The sequence below is a fragment of the Paraburkholderia caledonica NBRC 102488 genome (assembly GCF_000685095.1).
Taxonomy (GTDB): Bacteria; Pseudomonadota; Gammaproteobacteria; order Burkholderiales; family Burkholderiaceae; genus Paraburkholderia; species Paraburkholderia caledonica.
This window is the reverse complement of record NZ_BAYE01000010.1, coordinates 133,266-159,132: the sequence shown is the minus strand read 5'-3', so window position 1 is coordinate 159,132 and position 25,867 is coordinate 133,266. Positions and strand designations below refer to the sequence as shown.

The following is a 25,867-nucleotide window of genomic DNA, read 5'->3' as shown; positions in this document are numbered from 1 at the left end:
GTTCACACTTCCTTCTTCAACTGGTCGGCCATGCGCAGTGCTAGCGCGGCAATGGTCAGCGTCACGTTGACGGTGCCGACGGTCGGCATCGTCGCGCTGCTCGAAATGAACAGATTCGGGTGGTCGAACGTGCGGCAATGCTTGTCGACCACGGAATCGCGCGGATCGCTGCCCATGATCGTCGCGCCCGTGATGTGGTTGTTCGGCGCGAATTCGTCGTTGAACTGGATTTCGCTGCCGCCCAGTACCTTCGCCGCGTTCGCATAAACTTCGCGGGTGTGCGCGGCGCCGCGCTTCACGTAGTCGTCGATGCGATAAGTGATCTCGGGCCGCGCAATGCCGATCGCGTCGGTCTCGGTGCGGCTCGGTACGATGCGGTTTTCGGGCTGCGGCAGAATTTCATGGAAGCAGTCGAACTCGACGAAGCGCGCCGAGCGGTCGCGAATCTGCGCATCGAGCTCGGCGGGCTTGATGAGCTTGCCTTGCTTGAAGATTTTTTGGGTCTCCTGATCCACTCGCGACAGGTTCGACAGGTGGATTTTCTTGGCCGCTTCCGTCGAACGGAAAGCGCCGTCGCGAAAGCCGATCAGCGAGGTCATTTCCTGCGGGCCGCGCCCCGGCCACAGTTTTTCGTCAGCGTAAAACGTGACGCCCGTGCCCGGATGGTCCATCAGGTTGCGGCCCACCATGTCGGAGCTGTTGCCGACGCCGTTTGGAAAGTCGTGGCTCTGTGACATCAGCATGATCTTCGGCGTCTCGATGCCGTTCGCGGCGAGCACGAAATACTTTCCTTCCACGCGATGCTCGTTGCCCTGCGCGTCTCTGTACAGGGCCGCCGCGATGCGCTTGTCCGTGCCGACTTCGAGTTTGTAGACCACCGCGTTCGCGATCAGCCTGGCGCCGGCCTGCTCCGCTTTTTCAACGTGCACGATGCCGTTGTACATCGCACCGATCGGGCAGATCGGCATGCAGTTGTTATTGCCGCAGCAGGTCGGACGGCCATCGTACGGACGGCTGTTGCGCGCGACGGGTTCCGTCACGACGTGATAGCGCGGGTCGAACGCATTGAGCTTGCTTTTGATGGTCTGCTCGTTGTACGACAGCGGCAGCGGCGCCATCGGATAAGGCTGGCTGCGCGGCGAGCCGAGTTCTTCGTCAGTCGGGCCCCACACGCCGAGTTCTTCTTCGGCACGCTGGTAATACGGCTCCAGCTCCTCGTATTGCATCGGCCAGTCGCGGCCCACGCCATAGACGGTTTTCATCCTGAAGTCGTTCGGCATGAAGCGCCACGCGGACGCGGCCCAGTGCCATGTCGTGCCGCCGACCGCGCGAATGTACTGCGAGTTGAATTTGTGCTCGCCCTTGAGGATCAGATAGTTGTTGGGCGGATAGTACTCGGGATGCGGCGCCCATTTGCTCGGCGGATACGGCGCCATGAAATCCATCTTGTCCGCCTGATTGCGAAAGCGCTCGACGATCTCCCAGCGCGGCATGCGCGGCCCGGCTTCGAGCAGGATCACGGACTTGCCGGCCTGCGCCAGCTGATGCGCGACGATCGCTCCGGCGACCCCCGACCCGACCACGACGATATCGGCTTGCTCAGTGCTCTGTTGTTTATCGGCCATGGCTTATGCTTGCCTCTCGACGGGTTTGGCGGCCCAGAAGCCGGGCTTGTTCGGGCAATACGAGCGGATGATCAGCGTGTCGGATACCACGCCGAACATGAGCGCCTGCTCATAGGTAATGACGACGTCATCGACGGTGCCGAGATACCACGCTTCCATGATCTTCAGCGCAAGCGCTTGTTGAGCGGCATCGGCGGAACCGGCGGCGAGCGCGCCTGCGAGCTTCGGTAACTGCTGCGCGAGTTCGGGCGTGGACTTCTGCAGCGCGGCAAAGAGCCGGGTGCCGACGTCGCGATCGAGCGCGGACTTTTCGGTCAGCGATTGCGACAACGTCATGAAGGTGTCGATGGGAGCGGACGATGAGTCGTCGGCCAGTGCCTTGAGCGTGAGCGAGCCGGTCAGGCCAGCAGCCGTCAACGCGAGCGCGCCCTGCAGCCAGCGGCGGCGCGTCATGGTCGACGGCTCACCGCTCGCGGCGCGCTCGCCGAGAGAGTCTTGTGGAGTCAATGTTCTTATCCCTTGTGAGGCGTGGTTCAAAACTTGTTGATACGGTAATGCCGGTAATGAAATGAAGCGTGTGATATGCGATTAACGAAAGGCGCTGCCTGACAATCACGCCGCGCTTCAGAACTGATGCAGCATGCCGATATAGGCGCCCGTCTGCGACTCGCCGACGAGCGGGCTCGTGTTGCCGGTCGAATCGCGCGGCGAGGCTTCGAGCGAGAAGTTCGCGTTGCTGCTGTTGCGCACGTAACCTACGGTGCCGTAAAGGAATGTTCGCTTCGAGAGGTTGTACGTGGTGCCGAGCACGTACATCATCGCGTGGCCCGAAGGATCATGCGCGGCGTCGCCACTGCCGTCGCCCACCTTCACGTAGTAGCCGCCCGCGGTGACGGCCCAGCGCGGCTGGAAGCTGTACGTCGCGCCAAGCCAGTAGTGGTCGGCCGTGTCGGCGACGCCGGCCGGCGAGTCCGGCGCCGAGTAATGCGTATAGGCGCCCTGAATCTTCACCGCGTCGAAATGCACGTTCGCGCCCACGAAGTACTCGCGCGAACTCTGGAAGATGTTCGAGAAGCGGCCGTTGCTGTCGCGCAGTTCGTCGTAGATGCCGCGCACGTCGAAGAGCTGCGAATGGTAGGTCAGCATGATGCCGTCCGAGCGGCCGAACTCGCCGCTCGCGCCGCTGTTGAAGGCACCCGGCTGATTGCCGAACGCGTACTGCGCCTGCACGTCGAAGCCCCAGAACACCGGGCTGTGATACTCGACGTTATTGCTGGTCTGCTGCCAGTTGCGACCCCGCACGAGCGACGCCGACGAAAACGCCTGCTGCACGAACGGATCGAATTCCCAAACGCCGTCGCTGTCGATAAAAAGATTACGCCCCGCTTGCAACGTGCCCCATTGCTGGCTGCTCAATCCGGCGAAGGCGCGCCGCGACCAGAGCCGTCCGTCGCTCGTCGTGCCGTTCATCACCTGCAGACCGGTCTCCAGTGTGAAGATCGCTTTCAGTCCGCCGCCCAGTTCTTCATTGCCCTTGAGACCCAGCATGCTGGTGCCCCAATCGCCGCCTTCGGCGCGCCAGCGGTTGGAGCTTCCGCCCGTGCCGTTGTTGATGTGATTCAGATATTCGACGCCGGCATCCAGACGGCCATATAGCGTTACGCTTGTTTGACCATATGCAAGCGGACTTGCCACCGCAAGAGCGGCCACCAGTTTTGTGTGTAGTCTCATTGTATTGGCGTGAGTTACGTGTGACGCGGTATGGGGCAAAGCATGAGCACTGCATGACGCAATGCGAACTGCGGACGGCTCGAAGTGATGCGGCTCGACGCCAGGTGCTGCCAGAGGAGATGGCACGCGCGATGTTGTAAAACTACACGCAGTGCCGCCGAACTATAGGCGATGCGCGCCTGGCTAACTACCCGTTTCGCGCAATAGACTTTTGCGACGCATGCACTCGACTACGCGTCTGCTTACCGGTTCGCCGCCGGCTGCATCGTCGCGATCGGAATGAGGAACTCCGAAAAGCCGGTCAGCATGATCTGCACGCCGATGCACAGCAATAGAAAGGACGAAACGCGCATCGCCACCTTGGTACCTTCCACGCCGAGGTACCGCGCGAAGATGACAGCACGGCTGTAGATCAGGTAGACGGTGAGCGCGACCGCGAGTGAGATCACAACCGACGCGATGCTCGACAGCACGAACTCCGATAGCTTATGCGTGCGGTTCGCGGTCAGCGCGACGGCCGTGGCAATCGAGCCCGGTCCGGTGGTCAATGGAATGGTCAGCGGGAAGAACGCTCGCGCCTTGGCGTTCTCCGCATCCACGCGCTTGACGGTCGGCTGTTCGGCCGGCTGTGTATCGGGTGCATTCAGCATTTGCCAGCCGCCGACCGCCACCGCAAGGCCGCCGCCGATGCGCAGCGCCTGCATCGAAATGCCGAAGAAATGCAGAATCGGCGTCCCGATAAAAAACGCCACCAGTAGCACGCACACGACATTGATCGCGATCTTTCTTGCGAGTGCGGTGCGTTCCTCGGTGGTCAGTGAGGCGGTCCGGTCGAGAAAAACAAAAGCAATGCCGATCGGGTTGATGATGCTGATCAACCCGGTAAAGCCGAACAGAATGTCCGAGATCAGACTTTCGACCATATGCGATCCGTGTCGAGCGGCGGCCCAGGCACTGCGACTGCTGCACACTGGTGCGCCGCGCCGTGTAGTTGAACTGAAGCGCCGAAGCCCCCCAGACCTGCGCGCGTTGCGTGGCGAGATCATAGCGCGGCGCGATATGAACCCGGTAGAAACGCGAACCTGCATAGAAAGGCGTGAATGTTCTGGATGCACCGCGACGCCCACTCGCGCGCGTCGCACATTGCGGCGCAACACGAGCACACATTTGAAGTGCCGATCGATGCGTCCGCAACTTTCGAAAAGCCTACACTTTTTTGACTTACTTTACGGGACCGAAGCATCCGGCATACAGTCGCCAGCGAAGCCGCACTTTCAACGAGACGTACCTACAGTTCGAGGAGTTGCCCCATGTTGCTTCGTGTACTCGCCGCGCTGCCGTTCATCGGCATTTTGCTCGGTGTCCCGTTTGTGAACCGGGTCGAGCCGCTTGTGCTCGGCATGCCGTTCGTGCTGGGCTGGATCGTCGCGTGGGTGGTGTTGAGTTCGATCATTATGGCGATCGTGTATCGGCTCGACGCGTCGAACCGGTACGTCGCCGCTGACGGCGAGGAGGTCCGGCCATGAGCGCACTCGTCATCATTGCAGCCATTACGCTCTTTGCGCTCTTTCTCGGCGTGCGCGCGAAGCATGGCCATGACATGAGCCTCGAACAGTGGACTGTGGGCGGCCGCAGCTTCGGCACCGCCTTCGTGTTCCTGCTGATGGCCGGCGAAATCTATACGACCTTCACGTTCCTTGGCGGCAGCGGTTTTGCATATGGCAAGGGCGCGCCTGTCTATTACATTCTCGCCTACGGCACGCTCGCATACATCCTTTCGTACTGGATGCTGCCGCCGATCTGGCGCTACGCGAAACAGCACCGTCTCGTTTCGCAGCCGCACTTTTTCAGCCGCAAGTACGATAGCCCCGCGCTCGGCACGCTTGTCGCGCTGGTTGGCGTGGCCGCGTTGATCCCTTACCTCGTGCTGCAGTTAAAGGGCCTGGGCATCATTGTCGCAACGGCTTCGTATGGCGCGATCTCGTCGACCGCTGCGATCTGGATCGGCGCCGCGGTGGTCACTGTGTATGTGATTGTGTCGGGCGTGCGCGGCTCGGCATGGAACTCGGTCGTGAAGGATCTGCTGATTCTCGCGATCGTGCTGTTCCTTGGCATTTATCTGCCGCTGCATTACTACGGCGGCCTCGGCGAAATGTTCCATGCAATCGACGCCGCCCGTCCCGGCTTTCTGACCTTCCCCGCCAAGGGTTCGAGCGTCACGTGGTTCCAGTCCACCGTGCTGCTGACGGCGCTCGGCTTCTTCATGTGGCCGCACACTTTTGGCTCGATATTCACCGCCAGGGACGAGCGCATCTTCCGCCGCAATGCGATGGTGCTGCCGCTCTACCAGCTGATCCTGCTGTTCGTGTTCTTCGTGGGCTTCGCCGCGACGCTGAAGGTGCCGGGTCTGAAGGGCGGCGACATCGACCTGTCGCTGTTCCGCCTGTCGCTGCAGACCTTCGACCCCTGGTTCGTCGGCGTGATCGGCGCGGCCGGCATTCTGACGGCGCTCGTGCCGGGCTCGATGATCCTCACCTCGGCATCCACGCTGCTCGCCAACGACGTCTATCGCGGCATGGTGAACCGCAACGCGACGGACGCCACGGTCGCCAATCTCGCGCGAATCCTGGTGCCGGTCGTCGCGCTCGTGGCGGTTGCCTTCACGCTGCACGGCGGCGAAACCATCGTCGCCTTGCTGCTGATGGGCTACAGCTTCGTCACGCAACTCTTCCCCGCGGTTATCTGCAGCCTTTTCCCGCGCAACCGGGCGACCAGGCAGGGCGCGTTTTGCGGCATCGTTGCGGGCGTCGCCGTGGTGGCGATCACCACGACCATGCATCTGACGATCGGGCAATTAATGCCGTTCCTGCCCGACGCGCTGAAAGACGTGAACATCGGCTTCGTTGCGCTGGCGGTCAACATCGTCGTATTCATCATTGTCAGTGCGATGACGCAAAGCGGACGCGTCGAGCATACGCACGCATCGGCGCATTGAATCGAGCGCACCTTGCGCTTACTGAAGCCGTCGCTCCGCGCGACGGCTTTTTTGTTTCCGCCCGGCAATTCAGGAGGTCAAAACTACATTCGCATGAAGAAACGCGCGCTCAGAACGAACCGGGTGCCCCGACGCGCGAGCGGCACGCACTGCAGCATGGCGGTCAGCCGGCCGCAAACTCAATGCACGCGCCGGGCACACGGCTTGCTGTTAGATGGCCCTGTGAATCCGCCGCACTGCACAAGTGCAAAACGCGTCCTCTGGGGGCCACCTTGCCGCTTAACGTACTACTTGTCGCTTCCGAAGCCCTACCGCTCGCCAAATCGGGTGGACTCGGCGACATGGTCAGCGCCTATGCCGCAGCTTTGCGCGATGCCGGCGTCGACGTTTCGATTCTGATGCCCGCTTATCCGGACGCCCTCGAGCGTGCCGTGGATGTTAGTTACGTTGCGCGGATGACCGGCCTGCCAGGCGGCGACGCCCGTTTGCTTCGCGCCCGCATGCCCGATAGCGGCGTGACGGTGCTGCTGCTTCAAATGGATCACCTCTTTGCGCGCGAAGGCTTATACCGTGACCCGCAAGGACACGATTATCTCGACAACCTCACGCGATTTGCTTCGCTGGCGGCGGCGGCCACGCGTGTCGCGCGCGGCGTTCGCAACCTGAAACGCCCTCATATCGTGCACGCGCACGATTGGCATGCAGGTCTCACGCCGCTTTACATGCGGCTCGCAGGCGTCGCCGCGAAAAGCGTCTACACGATTCACAATCTCGCGTTCCAGGGCAATCATCCGCTCGCGATGGGCGGCTGGATCGGTGTGCCGCCGGAGTTGCTCGCGCCGGCACTGAGCGACGAGCGCAGCATCGAGTTCTATGGTTCGCTCAGCATGATGAAGGCCGGGATCGTGCATGCGGATCGCGTGACGACCGTCAGTCAGCGCTATGCACGCGAGATTCTCACGCCGCACTTCGGCCACGGAATGGAAGGCGTGCTGCAGGCACAGATAGGGAAACTGAGCGGCATCGTGAATGGCATCGACACGTCCGTGTGGAATCCGGCCACCGACGAATACATCGCCCGCCCCTATTCCGTCGACGACACCGCCGGCAAGCAGGCGTGCAAGCGCGAATTGCAACAGGCATTTGGCCTGACGCGCGACCCGTTCGCGCCGCTCGTCGCGATAGGCAGCCGTCTCACCGAACAGAAACTGGCCGACGTGGTGGTACACGCGCTGCCCCGACTACTCGAAGAGCATCCGCGTCTGCAGTTCGCAATTCTCGGACAAGGCGAACGCGGGCTCGAACATGCGATGCAGGAACTCGCCGCCGCGTGGCCGGGGCGTGTAGGCGTGCAGATCGGTTATGACGAGCCGCGCGCGCACATGCTGCACGCGGGCGCGGACATTCTGCTGCACGGCAGCCGCTTCGAGCCGTGCGGACTCACGCAACTCTATGCGATGCGTTACGGCACGATCCCGGTGGCCTCGCGGGTGGGCGGGCTCGCGGATACGATCGTCGATTACGCGCCGCACGAAGCGCGAGACGAAGATTGCGCGACCGGCTTCCTGTTCGATGGTGAGAATCCGCACGACGTCGTGCATGCGCTCGGCCGTGCGTTGGCCGCGTTCGTGCGGCCCGCGTCGTGGCATGCGTTGCAGCGCAATGCGATGAACCGCGACTCGGGCTGGGAAGTGTCGACATCGAACTATCTTGCGTTATATGCAGGTCTCGTCGACGCACATCCTGCGGTGCCCGATACGCATGTTCGGGCGAGAACTGCAGCCCCTGCGAACTCACGGCGAGTTCGCAGCGAAGATACGTTCAATGCCGGTGTGGGCGAGTTGGCGCGAACCGCGTGACGGCGTGATGGCTGGAGCGGCGGTAATGAATGGCCTGCGCCGTGAAGGCGCAGCCGCATCATCAAAGGTGCAGCCGCTTCGCTTGAGGGCGCAACGCCCAGGCTAGCCGGCGCGCGCCTCAGCTGCGCGCGAGGCAAACGCGAAGCCGTCCTTGCCGCTGCGCTTGACCCGATACATCGCTTCGTCGGCGGCGGCGACGAGGCGGCAATAGTCGTCGACGAGATCGGGGTAGCTCGCTATACCGATGCTCGCGCGAACCATGCCCATGCCCATCTGTTCGTCGGTGCGAGCCACGCAGGCGATCAGGCGCTGCGCGATCTGCCGCAACTCCTCCTGCTCGGCGAACTCCTGAACCAGCACTGCAAATTCGTCTCCCCCAATGCGCGCGACAACATCCTCTTTGCGCACCGATTCGCGAAAACGCCGCGACACCGCGACCAGAAATTCGTCGCCCACACGGTGACCGCGTGAATCGTTGACCTTCTTGAAGCCGTCCAGATCCACATACAGCACGGCCATCTTGCGCGGACTCGCCGACATCGACGCCTGGGCAGCGGCCTCCTCCAGCGCAGCGAAAAGCTTGCGCCGGTTCGCGAGCCCGGTCATCGGATCATGCAGCGCCGCGTGCTTGAATTCATGCGACTGGCCGGCCAACTGCCGGTTGCGTTTGGCGTACATGCCCAGCGCCGTGATGAGCAGGCAGAAAAGCAGCGCCGCCACTGCGATGAGCATGTGCGCGACGCCGGTGATTCGCTTGCGCATGTCCGCGCTATAGGTATCGCGTTGTGTATGCCAGTAGGACGACGCGTCGCCGAGCAACCTGTCCATTTCGGCGAACGTCGCATCGGGCAACAACACCGACGACGGAATACGCGGCGCATTCGCAGGACTCGCGTTCACGAGCGCGGCGAGCGACGCGAGACGCCGCGTCAGTTCGGCGCGCGCCTGCCCGTAGCCCTCCGCTGCGGCATCGCGGGCGTGCGGCACCTGGTCCCATACGCCGACGCGCGCGCGCGCGGTCTCGGCTCGCTCGACGGCTTCGAGCACGAGGCCCGCATATTCCTGTTTGACCTGATCCGCGAACACCGTTCTGATCTGCAACGCCAGATACAGCAGGCCGATCAGCAGGCACAGCAGCGACGCCACGGCGACGGTTGCGGGACCGGGCGTGAGACGCCATCCGTTGGCGCGGCCGGATTCCCGGGGCAACGCAAAAAGCGTTTCAGGGATGCGAGTAGGGGTCTTGCTGACTTCCGCTGCCATGTTGTCGGTAGCTTACGCGTCGAAAGAAGGAGCCCATCCTTGCAAACAGGTTGGGCTTGCGTCGTGCGCTGGTCGCTGAAGCGCGGCGCTCCTGCTGCGCGTATTTCGCCGCTCGCCCGGGACGCTCTGCCGCGCCGGCAGTACGTTGCATTGAGCGAGGCGAAACGGCCGGGCCGGTTGCCGTGCCCGACGGCACGGCCTCGGCATTATCCGCGAGCACTTCCTCCTCGTCCTCCGGACGGCTGATCTGTCCAGACCACACCGACGGCTTGCGGCTCTCCGCACTCGACACCGGCGACTTCGCGGGCACCGCCGGCAGATCAAGCAGTGCAATCGGGTCCGCGGGCGAACTGGTGACGGGACCGGGACTCTGTGTCGGTGCGAGTAACGGTGCCGGTGCCTGAGCGCTGATCGCGGATGTCACGAGCGGTGCTCCCACGATAGCGGCTGCGGGCGGCGCAGCCTGCGCGCTGGTCGCGAGCGCAGTGTCCGCCTGCGCGGACGCTTTCGCGAGCGCCGACGCCATGTTGTTCGGCGTGGGCATGCGCAACGCCTGGCGAGCGCGGGCGATGGCCTCGGCATAGGTCTGCTGGTCGCTATTGAACCAGACGCCGTAGGCCACGGTGCCCACCACGCCGAACGCGAGCGCGCTCGCCGCCGCCACGCATAGCGCGAGGCGTCCGAAGCGGGGCGTCAAGCCTGTGTCTTCCACATCGCCGCTCTCGAAGCGCGCATCGTCTCCATGTCCGCGGACAGGAGGCAAGTCGGGATCGTTGTACATCGCAATACGCTCCGGAATTCTTCCGTCTGACGCTCCATCAGGCTGGGTCTCACAATTTCGCACGGTCGATGCAAACGCTGCTGGAAGAATGTAACTCGCTCATCCGGTAGCGACAACAACACGCGGCGCGGCTCCCGACGTCTGTTCGGCAGCGCGCATTCGCGGCTGGAAACCCGGGTAAAACGTTCAACGTCCATGCATATACAACAACGCAGTGGCCTTTCAACTGACGTATGAGCGGGCGCAAAGCGCCGCCAGCCTTGATGATCGGTCGGCAGAATGCGCCAGGGGACCACTCCTACGCAATTTTCGCGCCTTGACGTCGGGCACATGAAAGACCGGCACGTTCACCTCCTATGCGTCGCATCGAATGGTTGCGCCGAGCGGCGCCAGAAATGGTTGCGCCATCCACTAAACGAGGAATGTTTGACGCCACGTCCGGCGCACACAAGAGTCACACATTCTCATCGGAGCGGCTGTGAGCGGCCATGCGCCCTTTGCTATTGCGGACGTGCGCGAAGTGGCGTACATCGACGAGATTTCGGCGCTATTGCGCTATCGCCTGGCAGAGCCGCTTGCCCATCCGTTAAGCGGATCTGGCCGCTAATGCGGTAATGCTGACGTCGCAAAAGCGCAGTGGCCCGCATCGCGTGAACGATGCGGGCCACTGTACTGCCGCCGACTAACACGCTGGTGTTCGCCGCCGGCTTGGTGCGTTACTGCCCTTGCGCCTTTTGCCGCAATTTGCCTTGGTAGCGGATCGTCGGACGCAGCGACTGCGTCGTCGGCGTCGGCGTCTTCAGCAACTGACGGGCAACCATGGCGTTAGCGGAACTGAACGAGCCGATGCTGGTTTCACGCGACGGGTCCGCAAGACCGTGTGCCACGAGCAATTTCGCTTCGAGTTGCAAGCTCGTCAGCAGGACAGGATCCTTCAGCGCATTACCCTGTGCGAGCAACTGACTCCACGCGTTGTTGCTGTAGTTCGTTACGTAGTAGTCGAGACCGCTCGGGTCCGCGAGCACCGCTGAGCAGCCGTTGAGCCGCACCTGCGTTTGCGGGTCTTTCAGCGCGAGCGTTTTGCGCGAGGTCAGTCCATCGCCATAAGCGAGCGTCAGCGGAACGGTCCACTGCGTCCCCGGATACTGGTTCTGATTCGGGAACGGCGACTGTTTCAGCGTCACGATGGTCTGGTTCGTCGTCAGATCGCATTGCGTGTCGAGCGAAATCAACGGAACGCCGGTTTGCCGCACGAAGCTGTCGCCGATCGCGACCATCGGCTCGCCGCTCGCCTTTGCCAACTCATCCCACAGACGCTTCGGCGTGACGTTGCCAAGCGAATAGTCGGCGAGATACTGCTGCAGACCGCGGCGCATGGTTTCCTCGCCGAGATAGTTTTCGATCATCTTCAGCACATGGCCGCCCTTGTCGTACGTGAACGCGCTCGCGCTCAGCACGAAGTCGTTGGACGCCCAGCCGTTGAAGTTCGGCTGCACCGGGAATGAGGTCGACTTCAGGTCCGCGTTGATCACCGCATACTTGTTCTTCACGTCGTCGACCCAGCTGAACCGGTCCGGGAAGAAACGCACCTTGGTCTTGTTTTCGAAGAACGTTGCGAACGATTCGTTCAGCCACACATCGTCCCACCAGTCGAGCGTGACCAGATCGCCGAACCATTGGTGCGCCGCCTCGTGCGTGAGCACGGTCACGCCATAGTCGGACATGGTCGTGCCCGGCGCGGGCAGGATGTCATCGGCGAATTCGAGAATGGCGCCCCAGTTCTCCATACCGCCGAAGTTCAAGTCCTTCTCTTCCTTGAACGCGTCATTGGCCGCCACCGTGTCGAACTTCGTGAGCGGCAACGGGATGCCGGTGTAGCGATAGTAGTAATCCAGCGCCTGCTTGGTCTGCTGCATCGCCGGCTTGGCCCAGTCCCGCATGCCCGGCGGCGTGAAAATGCGCAGATGCAGCCCCTTGCCGTCAGGCAGCGGACTCGTGAAATCGTCTTCGAGAATGTCGAACTGGCCGCCGCCGAAGAAGAGCAGATACGACGGCATCGGCGGCGTCTTTTCGAACGACACCAGTTTGTAGCCGCTATCCACATTCACCGCGGGCTTTTCCGCCGCGTTCGACACGACGTTCCAGTTCTGCGGCACCTCCGCGCTCACCTCATAGGTGGGCCGGAAAGCCGGCTCGTCCCAGCCCGGGAACCACTGCCGGGCCAGATTCGACTCGCCTTGCGTGAGGATCGCGCCGCTCGTGGTGCCGTCGGTCGCCTTCAGATCGACGCGGAATACGCCCTCCGCTGCAGAGCAGCCGGGGTAATGGTCGTCGCCGCAACTGCCGCCCGTCTTCGCGACCGGATCGTCATAACTCTTGAAGTTGATGATGCCGCTCCACTCCATGTGGAGCGAGTAGTTGCCGGCGGCGATCTGACCGCTCACGGGTCGAAGCTGATAGAAGTCGCCGTCGTCTTGCGGCGTGGCGATCAGCGCGATGTTGCCCGGTTGAAGCGTGATGGTGCCGTTGGTGAACTTGACGCGATGGCCTGCGATCGTGATCGCATTGACGGCTTTGAGCACCTTGATCTGCACGTCTGCGCGACCGTCGAACGACGACAGCGCCGGGTTGGGCCGGAACCACAGTTTGTAGTTGACCGGCATGACAGTGTTCGGCAATTCGACCGGCTGCACGGTCTTGTCGATCGACGTATCCGCGAGCACTGCACTTGCAGGCGGCACCTGGGCGACTTCGGACGCGCCCGCCGGCCCTTGTGCGGATTTACTCGTCAATGACGAGGAGCCGTCTCCTCCACCGCACCCGGCTGTTACCATGATTCCGGCTAACGCCAGGCACTGCACCTGCGATCGGAAATTTATACGCATTTTAATCCTCGACTGACAATATCGGTATAAAGAAGTGCGTTGAGCCACTTGAGCCGTGTTTCTTTTTTTTCAGCGACAAAGGTCTCCCGCACTAGCACCGAATTGCTAGCCAGAATATGGACGTGTTACGTCCTCAGCACTAATTGGCTGATTTTAAGATTCAAATGCTTATTTATTACAAAACTTTCATAAGCGTAATAGCTACGCTCTGATGATCGCCGGACAAAGCGCCGCCCACCGGACCTCACAGGCAGAACCGGAAATCAGGATCAGTTTTCGACGACAGTGCGTAGCCTAGTTTGGCAAACGTTATCGTGTCAACTTCCTTTCACAATCTTTCCCGAATTGCCACACGATGTATGCGAACTGGATGCGTGACGTAATCAACCTGAGTTAAAACTCTAAATAGCGGTTTTTCCGGATTGGACTACGAAAATCTTTTTTATTTTTCAATGCCGGATGTGCTAAGGCGAGCGTGACGCAGATAACGAATTGCGAATCGATTTTGTACTAGCTATTGAGTTCAACGCAGCGCACGAAAAGACGGCGTGCAAATGTGTCATGGGACACATGGCCGCGAGTCGGCGCATTGCCGACTCGGGCTAAGAACAGACGTGGCGCACGTCACCGTCGATGTAACGTCGCACAACACCTGAACGTCTCAGGCCGCAACCGCTTGGGCCTGCCTCAAAGGAAACGGATCGCGCCACGCCTCAAGCTCGCTCAACTGATCATGCCAGCGCATTACCTCGGGAAACTCGTCTAGCGGCATGTTCGCGCTTGCCGCATAGGGCAGCGTGACGCCGACCGAGAAGTCAGCGATGCTCAACTGATCGCCAAGCAACCATTTACGCCCTTTCAGATGCTGGTCGAGAACTCCCGCATGCTTGCGGAACCACCCTTGAGCTTCCGCGACTTTCGCACTGTCAGGCGCGCCCAGACCGATTGCGGGCTTGATCAGGTGTTCGAAGTAAAGCAAGCCGCCGTGGCGGTAAAAGTGCTGGCTATTCCAGCTTAGCCAACGCAGCACGTCGGCCTGCCGCTCGTCATTCTGCGGCCATAACGGTGATTGCCCGCGTTGCGCGAGATGGCAAATAATCGCGTCCGCTTCCCAGATGCTTCTTTGCCCATCGACGAGGCACGGCACCTTGCCGTTCGGATTGAGCGCCAGGTAAGCGGGCTCAGTGTGCTCGCCTTTGCCAAGATCTAAATAGACGTATTCAATTGGCAAACCTAAATATTTAGCCACTGCGCAGGCCTTGCGCGGCGCTAACGATTCCGCATAGTAAAGCTTCATTTGACGTCTCCGTGCTGGTTCACTTCATTCGATGCTGCCTCTTCAAAGTTCCGTGTTGCCCAGTTCCGCAATCAGTGCATCCATCTTCTCAAACGCGCCCTTCCACCCGGCATCGTGACCGTCGCGCGCGGCTTCGTCGAAGAACTGCGAGTGTGTGAAGTTCATTTCCGTGCCCTCGTCGATCGGCCGGAACGTGATGCTGACAAGTGAGCGCCGCTCGGGCAACGTCACCCATTCCCACGTAAAGACGAGCTTACGGTCCGGCTCGACTTCCTGATATTCGCCGCGGCAGTCATGCGTTTCGCCGTCGAGCGTCTGGAATACCACGCGAAACCGGCCACCCACACGCGGATCGGCTTCGGCGCTCAACACCGGGCCGGCGTCAGGCCCCCACCAACGCGCCATCAACTCCGGCCTCGTCCACGCTGCGTACACTTTCTGCGGCGGCGCCTTGAGGCGGCGCACGATGGTTAGACTGGGCTTCTGCATCGCTCACTCTCCTCCTTCGACAAAATCGGCAAGCCGGTCGAGGCTCGCGGACCAGAAGCGTTCATAGCGTTTGAGCCACGCCATGGCCTCTTCCATGGGGCCGGCAACGAGATCGACTGACACGGTGCGACCATGCTTGGCGCGCGTGATGAGGCCGGCGTCGCTCAGCACGTCGAGATGTTTCATGACGGCCGGCAGCTTGAGCGGCAACGGGCGCGCGATTTCCGTGACGGAAAGGCCCGGCTCCCGCTCCAGACGAGCGAGGATGGCCCGCCGCGTCGGATCTACCAGCGCGGAAAAAGTACGATCGAGTTGACTGACTGGACACTTCACCATGTGGTGAACTATAGAGATTCGACGAGCGGTGTCAAGGATTTTTACGCGATACTTTTTTCCGCAGTCTGCTGTCAGAAGTTCGCCGTTCGCGCGACCAAGCCGAACGTCGAATTAAAAAAGGAATTTCGCGTGGACGACATCGACTTCGAATGCACCGCGTGCGGCAAGTGCTGCCACGACTTGCGCTTGCCGCTGACATTGGCCGAGGCGAGCGACTGGCTCGCGCGAGGCGGGCAGATGGAACTGATTTGCGAGGCGATTCCGTGGCCGGCCGATCCCGAGCCGCCCAACGCTCAAGCGGACTACAGAAAAGCGCGCTCGACACCCGCGGAGAGCGGTTCGCTGCCCGTGCGCGTGTCCATCATTCTCGCGGCCGCGTTCGCGGGTCCATGTCCCAATCTTCGCGCCGACATGCTGTGCGGCATCTATGAAGAGCGGCCGCTCGTGTGCCGTATCTATCCGGCGGAGATCAACCCTTTCGTCTCGCTGACGCCTGCAAACAAGGCGTGTCCGCCCGAGGCATGGAATAACAAGCCGTTGCAGCGGCACGGTGTGTTGGTGGACGAGACGACGCGTCGACTGATCGAACTATCGCGCCGCACGGCGGAAAATGAAGCGCCGCTTCGCATGCGTTTATGTCACGAGTTGGCAATCAATCATGCGTCGCTCGCAAACGAGGGGTTCGTTATTTATGCGCCGCGAAGCAGCGAACTGCTTCCGGCTCTCGAACGAATTCGCGCGACGCCGGATGTGCTACCCGCTTCAGCAGAATGGACGTTCGTATCGAACCGCGGTGTTACGGTGGAGACGCTGCTGTCGGTGGGCGCCGCCGTCCGCCTCGATGAACCGGTGGACGCGCGCGACTTCCGCTATCACGGCTTTCATGAGGCATCGTCTGCGTAGAGCCGTGCATGCCTGCCCGCATCGACGCGGCGTCGAGACGCCGCCCGCAGGTTTCCGGCGGTTTCACCGGCCTTGCTGAACCTCGCACAGTGTCTGTCCACGAGCACGCGGCGCATGTTTCGTTGAACATTCAGCGCGGCTATCCGATGAACTGCCACGACAGCCACGCGCGGCTCTTCGCGCATCGTTCAATGCGTTAAGTCCGCAGCGGCCTGAAGAACGCGCGGATTTCGGCGGCGAGCAGGTCAGGCTTCTCCATGGCTGCGAAATGCCCGCCGCTCGCCATGTCGGTCCATTGCACCACGTTGAAGGTTCGTTCGAGCCAGCTGCGCGGCGGACGACTGATCTCTTTCGGGAAACGCGCGAAGCCGACGGGCGGCACGACACGTTGTCCATCGGCAAAACGCATCGGCGCGAAGCGGTTCTCCCAATACATCTGCATCGCCGGGCCAATGCTTTGCGTGTACCAGTAGAGCGATACGTTGGTCAGCAAATCGTCTTTTGGAAACACCCGTTCGACGTCGCCTTCGCAATCGCTCCATGCGCGGAATTTTTCACCGATCCATGCGGCGAGCCCTACCGGCGAATCGTTCAGCGAAGCCGCCAGCGTCAACGGCTTCGTCGCGTGCATGTGCGCGTAGCCGCCTTCGAGCGCTACCCACTCGTTTCTCTCGCGCAGAAAGCTCTCTTCTTCCGGCGTCAACGGTTGTTGGGCCGCTCCGATTGCGGGCTCATACGACCCTGGCAGGAAGTTGAGGTGAATGCCGTCGACCATCTGCGGATGCCGTGCCGCGAGCGCAACCGACACACCCGCGCCGAGGTCGCCCCCTTGCGCGCCGAAGTGCTGATAACCGAGGCCGCGCATCAGCGACGTCCAGAGATCCGCGACCTGAAACGCGGACATGCCGGACTGCGCGGGCGGCGGCGAAAAAGCGAAGCCCGGCAGCGAAGGCACGACCACATCGAACGAATCGGCGGGATCGCCGCCGAACGCTTCCGGTTCGCAGAGCCGCTCGATCAACGCCTCGAACTCCACGAACGAGCCCGGCCAGCCATGTGTAACGACAAGCGGATAAGGTGCCGGTCCCGCACCGCGCCGATGCAGGAAGTGCACGCGCTGTCCGTGAAGATCGGCCACGAATTGCGGCTGCTGGTTCAGGCGCCGTTCCGACGCGCGCCAGTCGAATTGGCCGGCCCAATAGTCGGCGAGCTCACGCAACCAGTTTGAATCGACACCCTGCTCCCACGCTGAGGAAGGCGTAGCGGGCGCCCAACGTGTCGCGCGAATGCGTCGACGCAGATCGTCGATGTCCTCGTCAGGTACGGCGATTTGAAACGGCTCGATTTGCATGGCTGTCGTCCTGCAACAAGTCATTGATGGAGAACTTTCTGTACGCAAGGCTCTCCGCAATCCACTCGCGGGGTCCACGAAACTATCCGCATGGTACACAATGGCCGCATTTCCGTTTCCTGCTGGAGATCTACATGCTTGCCGCGCTGGCTGCCCTGCTTACTTTTCAATGCCTCGGGGAAGGTGTGTCTTACGTGTTTCATTTGCCGGTGCCGGGTCCCGTGATCGGCATGCTGCTGCTATTCGGCTTTGTCATGATGCGTCCGCAAACAGCCGATGCGATCGAACCCACCGCGCTCGAACTGCTGCGGCATCTGTCGCTGCTGTTCGTGCCGGCAGGCGTCGGCATCATGGTCTCGGCAAGCCGCATTCGCGGCGACGCCATTGCGGTGATCGTGTCGATTGCCGTCAGCACGACTCTGGCGATTGCGGTGGCCGCGCTCGTCACGCGCGCGTTGATGCGCCGGCAGTTGCACACTGATGCCGACCGCGAGGCCGCACAATGACCGCCTTACCCAAGCTCGGCGCACTCTGGGTCTATCTCGCAGCAAGTCCTTTGCTCGGCCTGACCATCACGCTGATCGCGTACCTGATCGCCCAGACGCTGTATGCGAAGGCGCGCTTCAATCCGCTGGCCAACCCGGTGTTGATCGCGGTCGCGTTGCTCGTCGCGCTGCTCGAAATCACGGGCACTCCGTACGCCACCTACTTCGAGGGCGCGCAGTTCGTGCACTTCCTGCTCGGCCCCGCGACGGTCGCGCTTGCGTTGCCGCTTTATCGTCAATGGCCGAAGCTGCGCCGCTTTGCGTTTCCGCTGATCGGCGGACTCGTCGCCGGCTCGTTGACGGCGATACTGTCCGCGGTCGCCGTGGCTGCGCTCTTCGGCGCCTCGCATCAGACGGTTGCGTCGCTCGCGCCGAAATCCGCGACAACGCCGATTGCAATGGCCGTCGCTTCCGAAATCGGCGGAATTCCTTCGTTGACGGCTGTACTCGTTATCTCGACGGGGGTATTCGGTGCAGTGTTCGCCCGCGCCATTCTGAACGCGCTGAAAATCGCCGAGCCCGAAGTGCGCGGCTTCGCACTCGGCGTTGCGTCGCATGGCATCGGCACGGCGCGCGCTTTTCAGGTCAGCGAGCAAATGGGTGCGTTCGCGGGGCTCGGCATGGGTCTGAACGGTGTGTTCACCGCGTTCGTGGTTCCCGTGCTGATGCCGCTCATTGCGCGCTGGCTCGGCACCTGAGCGCAAGGTGCTCGCTTTACCTTCAGGCCGCCGAACACATACGACGCACCGACGCTGTACGCGCGGCTATCGGCGAAGCTGCCCGCCGCGTTCGAGAATCCGTATAACGCGCCGAATTTGAAGCCGGCGTAATCGACGCTTTGGAATTTGACAGCGTTGTTGATACGCACCGAGTTGTTCAGGTTGTCGTTGTCGTACGGGTGTGACGCCAGCGTGCCGCCATACTGCGTGCCGTTTAGAGCAAGCGGCGCGAGATAATCGACCACGCTGTCGTACTGGCGACCCAGCGTGACGGCGCCGTACTGGTTGCTCGACAAACCGACGAACGCCTGCCGCCCGAACTCGCGACTGTTCTGACCGAGCTTGCCGGTAGACAGATTGAAGCCGTTTTCAAGCACGAAGATTGCCTTCAGGCCATTGCCGAGATCTTCCGCACCGCGCAGGCCCCAGCGATTGCCGTTCAGAATGCCGCTTGCCTGCTGGAAGTTGCTGCTGCCGCCGGAATTGCTCGTATAGGTCAAGCCTGTATCGATCAGGCCGTAGAGCTCTTCCACATTATTCCATGGGCAAGTTATTGAAATAATGAATCATAGATTTAAACAATTCCATTGGTTATTCGTTCAACAGCAAAAGACATTTCGCCTGATTCGAAAAGCGGCGAAAGATGTGGGCACGTCAGTGGCAGCAGCTGCGCCGTCGATCAAAGTTCGCTGACACAGACACTCGACGCAATCGTTTCGACATCCGAACTAACTGACCATTAACCATGACTCTTCGAGGATGCGCGAAGCGCATTCACCATGCATAGTTTGAAGCGCGCCCGGTTTTATGCCATGCTAGCCACGCCCCAACGCGGGCCATGAAAACAGAGGGCGTAAGAGGCAGACCAATCCTGTTGTCCATTCCTGAGGAGGAGACATGATTGTGTCATCGCAAGCGCGCAGCATTAGCCGTGCCGCCGGCGTGTCCGGCGTTCCCGGCGTCCTGGTTCAGCCCTCCCTCCCCGTTGCGCGATTGAAGCACTTGCATCGCGCGGTTGCTGTCTCGGGCTTCGCCTTCCTCGTTGGGCTGTCATCCGTCTGTCGAGCCGACACGTTAGTAGGCGGAACCCTGCCGCCCGCGCCCGATATCCTGTACGGCGACCTCTTCGTTGCCGTGCAGACCGCGCAGATCTATCCGGACCAGAAGACCTTCGTCGATGCAACGCCAAATGCGGACCCTGCCGTCATCGTGCAGCTTTATCAGCAGCAGCGAGGCAAGCCCGGTTTTTCGCTGGCGAACTTCGTGAACCAGTACTTCACGCCGCCGAGCGAGCCGGTCATCACGCCGCCCGCCAATCAGACGCTGCGTGAGCACATCAACTGGTTATGGCCTGCCCTCACCCGCACGACCACGAGCGCACCGCCGAACAGTTCGCTGATTCCGTTGCCGAAGCCCTATGTCGTGCCGGGCGGCCGTTTTCGGGAGGGCTACTACTGGGACACCTATTTCACGATGCTCGGCTTGCAGGAAGCGGGCCGTGAGGACCTCGTCGACAACATGCTCGACAACTTCGCGTACATGATCGACACGTTCGGCCATATTCCAAACGGCAATCGTACCTACTACCTGGACCGCTCGCAGCCGCCCTTCTTCTCGCACATGGTTGAACTCGCGGCGAAGGTGGAAGGCCACGGCGTCTATCAGAAGTATCTGCCCGCGCTGCGCAAGGAATATGGCTATTGGATGCAGGGCGAAAACTCCACGCCGGCGGGCTCGGCGACCCGCAATGTCGTAGTGATGCCCGACCGGACCGTACTGAACCGCTACTGGGACGAACTCGACACGCCTCGCGACGAATCGTACCTGGAGGACATACAGACTGCGCAGAAAGCCACCGGCCGCAATCCGAACGACGTCTATCGTGAACTGCGCGCCACTGCGGAAAGCGGTTGGGACTTCAGCTCGCGCTGGTTCGGCGACAACATGACGCTCGCGACGGTGCGCACGACGTCGATTATCCCTGTCGATCTGAACAGCCTGATGTTCCACCTGGAGATCAGCATTGCCAAAGGCTGCAGCGAGACGCGCGACTTCCGCTGTGTCGGCGAATTCGCAGGACGCGCCGCGAAACGCGCGCTCGGCATCAATCGCTACCTGTGGAACCCGAACGGCTACTACGGCGACTATGACTGGCAGCTCGCGAAACCGCGCGACAACAAGACCGCCGCCATGGTGTTCCCGTTGTTCGTGGGCGCGGCATGGCCGGAGCGCGCGCAAAAGACCGCGCAGCAGGTGCAATCGACGTTATTGCAGCCTGGAGGCCTCGCGACGACAACCTACAACACCACCCAACAGTGGGACGCGCCGAACGGCTGGGCGCCGCTGCATTGGGTCGCGATTCAGGGCTTGAAGCGCTATGGCCACGACGCTCTCGCACAACAGATCGGCACGCGATTTCTTTCCGACGTGAAAGGCGTGTATGCGTCGGATAAGAAACTGGTCGAAAAATATGTGGTCGAGGGAGCGGGCACGGGCGGCGGCGGTGGCGGTGAATATCCGCTTCAGGACGGCTTCGGCTGGACCAACGGCGTAACGCTCAAACTACTCGACCTGTATAGCCCCGGCGAGTAGCAGCGTTCCGGCGACGCAAACAGGCTAAAGCGCGGACGAGGGCACGAGGTACGGCCACAGGCAGAAATACTGTATAAAAACACAGTATAATGCCTTGCATGAACCCACTATTTGCCGGCCGGGCCGCTCGCGCCCGGCATTGAACCATGGCGTCCCAGCAAGGCCTGTTTGCCCCCGAGCCCGTCGCGCTATTCGGCGACAGCGACGGCGGAATACGCTACCTGCCCGACTCTATCCCGCCCGAGCTCGCGCAACGGTGGTTTGACGAGACGTTGCGCAACATAGGCTGGAGCAGCTATCAGCGCATGATGTACGAGCGCGAAGTGCTCGTGCCCCGGCTGATCGCCACCTTTCTGCGCGAATCGGCGGATTTGCCCACGCCGCTTGCGGAAGCGTTCGAGATGGTGCGTTCGCTGGTCGGCGCGCCGTTCAATCGCGTGGGGCTTAATCTTTATCGCGACGAGCACGACAGCGTCGCGCCGCACAGCGATAAAACGGCGAATCTGGTGCCCGGCGAGCCGATCGCGATCGTGTCGCTTGGTGCAAGCCGCCGCATGACCGTCCGCCCAAAGAAAGGCCCGGCCCGCGCAATGCATGTCGACCTCGAACCCGGCAGTTGCCTCGTCATGAGCTACGCGTCGCAGTTCACGCATGACCACGGCATTCCCAAGCTCAATGAACGTGTTGGGCCGCGCATCAGCCTTGCGTTCCGCTGCTACAGCGGCTAGCGGCACGAGCTACATGCCGCATGCGCGGCGAAGTCAGACCCGTCAATCACACCGCGTAAATGTTCGGATTCTCGAGCAGCGGCACGAATTGACCGGTGCGGCCGTCGAGTGCAAGCATCACGCCGCTTTCAATCTGGAAGATCCAGCCGTGCAATTGCAGCGTCTTGTTCGCTAGCCCGACAGCAACCGACGGATGCGTGCGGATATTGGCCAGTTGCGCGACCACGTTGTCCTTGACGAGCGCGTCCAGACGCTCCGTGGGCGACTGATAGGTGCGCGACGCATTGATCGCCTTCGCCGCATCGGCGTGACGCAGCCAGCCGGCCACTGCGGGCAAATGTTCAAGGTTCGTATTGGTGGTGATCGCGGTCATCGCGCCGCAGTTCGAATGGCCGCATATCACGATGTCGCGCACGCCGAGCACGGCCACCGCGTACTCGACTGTCGCCGATACGCCACCAGGCTCCGGACCATACGACGGCACGATGTTGCCCGCGTTGCGGATCACGAAGAGCGCGCCCGGCTCCGCCTGCGTCAGCAGTTCGGGAACCACGCGGCTGTCCGAACACGTCACGAAAAGCGTGCTCGGACTTTGCGCGGTCGAAAGGCGCTTGAACAAAGCACTTTGCTGCGGAAACACTTCACGTTGAAAGCGGATCAAGCCCTCGATGATTTCCTGCACGATGTTCTCCCGATAATCGAAGATACGCGGCGCGCCTTGCATGGCCGCGGCGGTTCGCGCGAACTATACCGCGTTGCGCCGGCTTCGGCAGGCGTTGCGGTGCTATCGGGACGGCGCAATCGGCCAGGCACCCGTGAACTCACCGGCGCGGCACGTGGACCAGCTACGAGTGCTGCAACGGCTCGCGGCACGAGCGCCGCCGAGCCGCCAGGCCGCCGCAGATTTATCGGCGAGAACAACCGTCGAGCCCGGCGCATGCCGGACCCGTCGACGGCAATGACCGCGGCAGCGCCAATGCTAAGGCCCCGTCTTGTCGAAGTCGCGCGTCTCCAGTTCCACCGACTGCCCGCCGTTCTTTTCCAGCACCCGTTTGGTAGCGTTTTCAATCTGCGCGCGATTGGCTTCGAACGTACCTACGAGATCGTGAGCCGACGGCCCGCCGTTACCGAAATGGTCGTTTAGCGCGTCGAGCGAGACGCTGCACCAGACGTCTTTTCCATCGACATTGGCTTCGAAGGCGACGCGTGCCGCCGCCACCACTTCACGGCGTCCGGTGAATTCGATCCTCATAATGACCCTCCATGTGTCGAAAGAACCTTGCAAGTCGCAAGTGCTGTGCCAAACGGCGCAGGGCGCCGATGGCGCCGCTCGCATGCGAAGATTCTGTGCAAGGTGCATACTCGGGGTCGGCCGCCTCCGAACGGCCGTGCTCATGCGTCGCCGCGTGCAGTTCGAGCGCCAGGCGGCCGGACGCACCCACTATTCTGATCCAACTTCGCCCCATGTCCCGCAATCCGCAATCGTCGCGTCCTTTGGTCATTGCCGCCGTGATGGCTTCCATGGCGATGGTCGCCATCGAAGCCACCATCGTTTCCACCGCCATGCCGCAGATCGTCGCGCAACTCGGCGATCTGCATCTGTATAGCTGGGTATTCTCTTCGTTCCTGCTCACGCAAACGGCAATGACCGTGGTGTTCGGCAAACTCGCCGACCTGTACGGCCGCAAGCCGGTCATGCTGGCCGGCATCGCGATCTTCCTGATCGGCTCCGTGCTCGCGGGCTTCGCATGGTCGATGCCGGCCATGATCGCGTTCCGGCTGATTCAAGGCATCGGCGCGGGCGCGATCCAGCCGGTCACGCTGACCATCGTCGCGGACCTCTACCCTGCGCGCGAACGCGGCAAGGTGCAAGGTTATCTTGCAAGCGTGTGGGCGATATCAGCGGTGGTGGGACCGATGGTCGGCGGCTTCATCATCCACAACTTGTCGTGGGCGTGGATTTTCTGGATGAACGTGCCGATCGGCCTCGCATCCGCAGCAGGGTTTATCGCGTTTCTACGAGAGTCCGAGCGGCATGCGCGCCCTTCCATCGACTTCGCGGGCGCGGCGCTTTTCATGGCCGCGATAGCCGCGTTGATGACCGCGCTGACCTGTGCCGGCGACGACGACCTTGCGCACGCATCGATGGCCGGCGGTGCATTCGTCGTGTGCCTGCTGCTGTTCGTGCTGCAGGAGCGCCGCGCAAAAGAACCGATGATCTCATTCGCGCTCTGGAGCCGTCGCCCGATTGCCGCGAGCAACGGCGCGACCTTGCTGTCCGGCATGATCCTGATGGGCTCGACCACGTTCCTGCCGATGTATGTGCAAGGCGTGCTCAATCGCTCGCCGGTGATAGCGGGCCTCGCGCTCACGATGATGATGGTCGGCTGGCCGGCCGGCGCCACGCTCGCCGCCAAGTCGTTTCACCGCATTGGCCTGCGGCGCATGCTGATTGGCGGCAGTGCGTTCATTCCCATCGGCGCGGTGCTGCTGCTGTTTCTTGCGCCTGGCGGCTCGCCGCTCGTCGCCGCATTCGGCTCGCTGATCATGGGTTTCGGCATGGGCACGTCGAGCGTCAGCTGTCTCATCCTGATTCAGGAAATCGTGAAAATGGACGAACGCGGCAGTGCAACGGCGTCGAATCTGTTCTCGCGCAATCTGGGCAGCACGCTCGGCGCCACGCTATTCGGCGCTGTGCTCAACTTCGGGCTTAGCCACTCGCAAGGCGTCGCCGTCGTCACGTCGGACCAACTGAAAAGCCTGCTGCAAAATCAGGCCGCGAGCCTCGGTGGTGGCGAAGCAATCCGCATGGTGCTGCATCAATCGCTGCATCTCACGTTCATTTCGATCTTCGCAATCGCCATTTTCGTGGTGCTGCTGCTGACTCTCGTGCCGGCCATCACCATCGGCGCGGAGAAAAAGATGCCGGTCGAAGCGCTCGCGCCGCTCGAAGACTAGCTGCTACCGGTAGATGGGTCGACGTGTATGTCGAATGGCCGACGCGCGAATTCAAGCGACCGCCTTCCGATACGTCAGGCTTTCGCGTACAGCGTCGAATTTGCAAAGCCTTCACCCGAGAGCACCTGTCCGACCAGAATCAACGCGGTGCGCTCGATCTGCGTGGACTGGACCTTCCCAAGAATGTCGTCGAGTGTGCCCGTGATCTGTTCTTCGTCGGGCCAACTCGCGCGATAGATCACCGCGATCGGACATGCGCCGCCATAATGCGGCCGCAGTTCTTCGACGATGCGCGCAAGGTGCCGCACGCCGAGATGAATGGCCATCGTCGCGCGATGCCGCGCCAGGTCGGCGAGCTGTTCGCCCTCGGGCATCGTCGTTTTCGTCGCGTAGCGCGTGAGAATCAGCGTCTGCGAAATGTCGGGCAATGTGAGTTCGCAGCCGAGCGCCGCCGCGCAAGCAGCGGTTGCGGTCACGCCCGGGACGATTTCGTAGGGAATCGATAGCTCGCGCAACCTGCGAATCTGTTCGCCGATCGCGCCGTACAGCGACGGGTCGCCGGAGTGCACGCGCGCCACGTCCTGACCTTTGTCGTGCGCGCTTTTCAGTAACGCCACGATCTGGTCAAGGTCGAGTTCGGCCGTGTTCACCACCTGCACCGCCGAATGCCCTTCGAGCACCGCAGCCGGCACTAACGAACCTGCATAGAGAATCACGGGGCAACTGCGTACGAGACGCTGCCCCTTCACCGTGATCAATTCCGGATCGCCAGGGCCCGCGCCGATAAAAAACACCGTCATTCAATACTCC

23 protein-coding genes and 1 pseudogene are annotated in these 25,867 nt (G+C 61.7%); 9 read left to right on the top strand and 15 right to left on the bottom strand.

Features of this window, described 5'->3' with window-relative positions; translation table 11 throughout:
- Positions 1-2 precede the first annotated feature (2 nt).
- From BCA01S_RS20890 to BCA01S_RS20875, 4 genes are all read right to left on the bottom strand, one after another.
- Positions 3-1,625, bottom strand: coding sequence for a GMC family oxidoreductase (locus tag BCA01S_RS20890; protein WP_027778581.1), 1,623 nt, complete (start codon positions 1,623-1,625; stop codon positions 3-5).
- Positions 1,626-1,628: 3 nt separating this feature from the next.
- The gene (locus tag BCA01S_RS20885) at positions 1,629-2,078 is read right to left on the bottom strand and encodes a sugar dehydrogenase complex small subunit (protein ID WP_088173701.1); all 450 of its coding nucleotides are present in this window, start codon (positions 2,076-2,078) and stop codon (positions 1,629-1,631) included.
- A gap of 171 nt (positions 2,079-2,249) precedes the next feature.
- Positions 2,250-3,356: a porin gene (locus BCA01S_RS20880; RefSeq protein ID WP_027778579.1), complete on the bottom strand. Its 1,107-nt coding sequence runs from the start codon at positions 3,354-3,356 to the stop codon at positions 2,250-2,252.
- 242 nt (positions 3,357-3,598) lie between these two features.
- Positions 3,599-4,279, bottom strand: a complete 681-nt coding sequence (locus tag BCA01S_RS20875) for a MarC family protein (RefSeq protein ID WP_027778578.1) — start codon at positions 4,277-4,279, stop codon at positions 3,599-3,601.
- A gap of 387 nt (positions 4,280-4,666) precedes the next feature.
- Here BCA01S_RS20875 and BCA01S_RS20865 point away from each other — a divergent pair, with 387 nt between their 5' ends.
- The 3 genes from BCA01S_RS20865 (at position 4,667) to glgA (ending at position 8,210) form a co-directional block, all read left to right on the top strand.
- On the top strand, positions 4,667-4,882 hold the full coding sequence (locus BCA01S_RS20865) for a DUF3311 domain-containing protein (RefSeq protein ID WP_027778577.1): 216 nt from the start codon (positions 4,667-4,669) through the stop codon (positions 4,880-4,882).
- The gene (locus BCA01S_RS20860) at positions 4,879-6,351 is read left to right on the top strand and encodes a sodium:solute symporter family protein (RefSeq protein WP_027778576.1); all 1,473 of its coding nucleotides are present in this window, start codon (positions 4,879-4,881) and stop codon (positions 6,349-6,351) included. The genes BCA01S_RS20865 and BCA01S_RS20860 overlap by 4 nt, the downstream gene beginning before the upstream one ends.
- A gap of 272 nt (positions 6,352-6,623) precedes the next feature.
- Positions 6,624-8,210 (top strand): glycogen synthase GlgA, encoded by a 1,587-nt coding sequence (glgA, locus tag BCA01S_RS20855; RefSeq protein ID WP_027778575.1) that lies wholly within the window; start codon positions 6,624-6,626, stop codon positions 8,208-8,210.
- Positions 8,211-8,312: 102 nt separating this feature from the next.
- On the opposite strand, the gene BCA01S_RS20850 is transcribed toward glgA, so the two are convergent.
- From BCA01S_RS20850 to BCA01S_RS20820, 6 genes are all read right to left on the bottom strand, one after another.
- Positions 8,313-9,473 carry a GGDEF domain-containing protein gene (locus BCA01S_RS20850; protein WP_027778574.1) on the bottom strand — a complete coding sequence of 387 codons (1,161 nt, stop codon included), beginning with the start codon at positions 9,471-9,473 and terminating at the stop codon, positions 8,313-8,315.
- Entirely contained in the window at positions 9,433-10,254 is an 822-nt protein-coding gene (locus tag BCA01S_RS20845; RefSeq protein WP_027778573.1) for a hypothetical protein, read from the bottom strand. The genes BCA01S_RS20850 and BCA01S_RS20845 overlap by 41 nt, the downstream gene beginning before the upstream one ends.
- 716 nt (positions 10,255-10,970) lie before the next feature.
- On the bottom strand, positions 10,971-13,139 hold the full coding sequence (locus BCA01S_RS20835) for a M1 family metallopeptidase (RefSeq protein ID WP_027778572.1): 2,169 nt from the start codon (positions 13,137-13,139) through the stop codon (positions 10,971-10,973).
- Positions 13,140-13,800: 661 nt separating this feature from the next.
- Positions 13,801-14,436, bottom strand: a complete 636-nt coding sequence (locus tag BCA01S_RS20830) for a glutathione S-transferase family protein (protein WP_027778571.1) — start codon at positions 14,434-14,436, stop codon at positions 13,801-13,803.
- Between the two features lie 42 nt (positions 14,437-14,478).
- Positions 14,479-14,925: an SRPBCC family protein gene (locus BCA01S_RS20825; protein WP_027778570.1), complete on the bottom strand. Its 447-nt coding sequence runs from the start codon at positions 14,923-14,925 to the stop codon at positions 14,479-14,481.
- Positions 14,926-14,928: 3 nt separating this feature from the next.
- Positions 14,929-15,261 (bottom strand): ArsR/SmtB family transcription factor, encoded by a 333-nt coding sequence (locus BCA01S_RS20820; protein WP_020067880.1) that lies wholly within the window; start codon positions 15,259-15,261, stop codon positions 14,929-14,931.
- Between the two features lie 129 nt (positions 15,262-15,390).
- On the opposite strand from BCA01S_RS20820, the gene BCA01S_RS20815 reads away from it, so the two are divergent.
- Positions 15,391-16,164, top strand: coding sequence for a YkgJ family cysteine cluster protein (locus tag BCA01S_RS20815; protein WP_042319059.1), 774 nt, complete (start codon positions 15,391-15,393; stop codon positions 16,162-16,164).
- Between the two features lie 196 nt (positions 16,165-16,360).
- Here the strand turns inward: BCA01S_RS20815 and BCA01S_RS20805 are convergent, their stop codons facing one another.
- Positions 16,361-17,515, bottom strand: a complete 1,155-nt coding sequence (locus tag BCA01S_RS20805) for an epoxide hydrolase family protein (RefSeq protein WP_027778567.1) — start codon at positions 17,513-17,515, stop codon at positions 16,361-16,363.
- 134 nt (positions 17,516-17,649) lie between these two features.
- Between BCA01S_RS20805 and BCA01S_RS20800 the strand changes: the two genes are divergently transcribed.
- Together BCA01S_RS20800 and BCA01S_RS20795 are read left to right on the top strand one after the other, a co-directional pair.
- Positions 17,650-18,021 (top strand): CidA/LrgA family protein, encoded by a 372-nt coding sequence (locus BCA01S_RS20800; RefSeq protein ID WP_027778566.1) that lies wholly within the window; start codon positions 17,650-17,652, stop codon positions 18,019-18,021.
- Positions 18,018-18,758: an LrgB family protein gene (locus tag BCA01S_RS20795; RefSeq protein WP_027778565.1), complete on the top strand. Its 741-nt coding sequence runs from the start codon at positions 18,018-18,020 to the stop codon at positions 18,756-18,758. Before BCA01S_RS20800 ends, BCA01S_RS20795 begins: the two co-directional genes overlap by 4 nt.
- Positions 18,759-18,775: 17 nt before the next feature.
- Here BCA01S_RS20795 and BCA01S_RS37230 read toward each other — a convergent pair.
- A pseudogene (locus tag BCA01S_RS37230) lies at positions 18,776-19,303 on the bottom strand (porin); the annotation flags it as partial.
- Between the two features lie 373 nt (positions 19,304-19,676).
- Between BCA01S_RS37230 and treA the strand changes: the two are divergent.
- Both treA and BCA01S_RS20780 read left to right on the top strand, forming a co-directional pair.
- Positions 19,677-21,371 carry an alpha,alpha-trehalase TreA gene (gene treA / locus BCA01S_RS20785; protein ID WP_027778563.1) on the top strand — a complete coding sequence of 565 codons (1,695 nt, stop codon included), beginning with the start codon at positions 19,677-19,679 and terminating at the stop codon, positions 21,369-21,371.
- A gap of 146 nt (positions 21,372-21,517) precedes the next feature.
- A complete protein-coding gene (locus BCA01S_RS20780) occupies positions 21,518-22,099 on the top strand; it encodes an alpha-ketoglutarate-dependent dioxygenase AlkB (protein WP_027778562.1) in 582 nt (193 codons plus the stop codon).
- A 46-nt stretch (positions 22,100-22,145) separates the two neighbouring features.
- On the opposite strand, the gene BCA01S_RS20775 is transcribed toward BCA01S_RS20780, so the two are convergent.
- Positions 22,146-22,781 carry a carbonic anhydrase gene (locus tag BCA01S_RS20775; protein WP_027778561.1) on the bottom strand — a complete coding sequence of 212 codons (636 nt, stop codon included), beginning with the start codon at positions 22,779-22,781 and terminating at the stop codon, positions 22,146-22,148.
- A gap of 297 nt (positions 22,782-23,078) precedes the next feature.
- Positions 23,079-23,351, bottom strand: a complete 273-nt coding sequence (locus BCA01S_RS20770; protein WP_006047020.1) for a DUF1488 family protein — start codon at positions 23,349-23,351, stop codon at positions 23,079-23,081.
- Between the two features lie 212 nt (positions 23,352-23,563).
- Between BCA01S_RS20770 and BCA01S_RS20765 the strand changes: the two genes are divergently transcribed.
- On the top strand, positions 23,564-25,057 hold the full coding sequence (locus BCA01S_RS20765; protein ID WP_027778560.1) for an MDR family MFS transporter: 1,494 nt from the start codon (positions 23,564-23,566) through the stop codon (positions 25,055-25,057).
- Between the two features lie 74 nt (positions 25,058-25,131).
- Here the strand turns inward: BCA01S_RS20765 and cobM are convergent, their stop codons facing one another.
- Complete coding sequence (gene cobM, locus BCA01S_RS20760; protein WP_027778559.1) at positions 25,132-25,857, bottom strand: precorrin-4 C(11)-methyltransferase; 726 nt, start codon at positions 25,855-25,857, stop codon at positions 25,132-25,134.
- Between the last annotated feature and the right edge of the window lie 10 nt (positions 25,858-25,867).

Excerpts from the sequence above, each read along its gene's own strand:
- BCA01S_RS20825 (WP_027778570.1), bottom strand. The coding sequence starts at position 14,925 with ATGCAGAAGCCCAGTCTAACCATCGTGCGCCGCCTCAAGGCGCCGCCG.
- cobM (WP_027778559.1), bottom strand. The coding sequence starts at position 25,857 with ATGACGGTGTTTTTTATCGGCGCGGGCCCTGGCGATCCGGAATTGATC.
- BCA01S_RS20885 (WP_088173701.1), bottom strand. The coding sequence starts at position 2,078 with ATGACGCGCCGCCGCTGGCTGCAGGGCGCGCTCGCGTTGACGGCTGCT.
- BCA01S_RS20770 (WP_006047020.1), bottom strand. The coding sequence starts at position 23,351 with ATGAGGATCGAATTCACCGGACGCCGTGAAGTGGTGGCGGCGGCACGC.
- BCA01S_RS20780 (WP_027778562.1), top strand. The coding sequence starts at position 21,518 with ATGGCGTCCCAGCAAGGCCTGTTTGCCCCCGAGCCCGTCGCGCTATTC.
- BCA01S_RS20875 (WP_027778578.1), bottom strand. The coding sequence starts at position 4,279 with ATGGTCGAAAGTCTGATCTCGGACATTCTGTTCGGCTTTACCGGGTTG.
- BCA01S_RS20890 (WP_027778581.1), bottom strand. The coding sequence starts at position 1,625 with ATGGCCGATAAACAACAGAGCACTGAGCAAGCCGATATCGTCGTGGTC.
- BCA01S_RS20765 (WP_027778560.1), top strand. The coding sequence starts at position 23,564 with ATGTCCCGCAATCCGCAATCGTCGCGTCCTTTGGTCATTGCCGCCGTG.
- BCA01S_RS20805 (WP_027778567.1), bottom strand. The coding sequence starts at position 17,515 with ATGCAAATCGAGCCGTTTCAAATCGCCGTACCTGACGAGGACATCGAC.
- BCA01S_RS20795 (WP_027778565.1), top strand. The coding sequence starts at position 18,018 with ATGACCGCCTTACCCAAGCTCGGCGCACTCTGGGTCTATCTCGCAGCA.
- BCA01S_RS20830 (WP_027778571.1), bottom strand. The coding sequence starts at position 14,436 with ATGAAGCTTTACTATGCGGAATCGTTAGCGCCGCGCAAGGCCTGCGCA.
- BCA01S_RS20835 (WP_027778572.1), bottom strand. The coding sequence starts at position 13,139 with ATGCGTATAAATTTCCGATCGCAGGTGCAGTGCCTGGCGTTAGCCGGA.
- BCA01S_RS20850 (WP_027778574.1), bottom strand. The coding sequence starts at position 9,473 with ATGGCAGCGGAAGTCAGCAAGACCCCTACTCGCATCCCTGAAACGCTT.
- BCA01S_RS20845 (WP_027778573.1), bottom strand. The coding sequence starts at position 10,254 with ATGTACAACGATCCCGACTTGCCTCCTGTCCGCGGACATGGAGACGAT.
- BCA01S_RS20865 (WP_027778577.1), top strand. The coding sequence starts at position 4,667 with ATGTTGCTTCGTGTACTCGCCGCGCTGCCGTTCATCGGCATTTTGCTC.
- BCA01S_RS20880 (WP_027778579.1), bottom strand. The coding sequence starts at position 3,356 with ATGAGACTACACACAAAACTGGTGGCCGCTCTTGCGGTGGCAAGTCCG.
- BCA01S_RS20820 (WP_020067880.1), bottom strand. The coding sequence starts at position 15,261 with ATGGTGAAGTGTCCAGTCAGTCAACTCGATCGTACTTTTTCCGCGCTG.
- treA (WP_027778563.1), top strand. The coding sequence starts at position 19,677 with ATGATTGTGTCATCGCAAGCGCGCAGCATTAGCCGTGCCGCCGGCGTG.
- BCA01S_RS20860 (WP_027778576.1), top strand. The coding sequence starts at position 4,879 with ATGAGCGCACTCGTCATCATTGCAGCCATTACGCTCTTTGCGCTCTTT.
- BCA01S_RS20800 (WP_027778566.1), top strand. The coding sequence starts at position 17,650 with ATGCTTGCCGCGCTGGCTGCCCTGCTTACTTTTCAATGCCTCGGGGAA.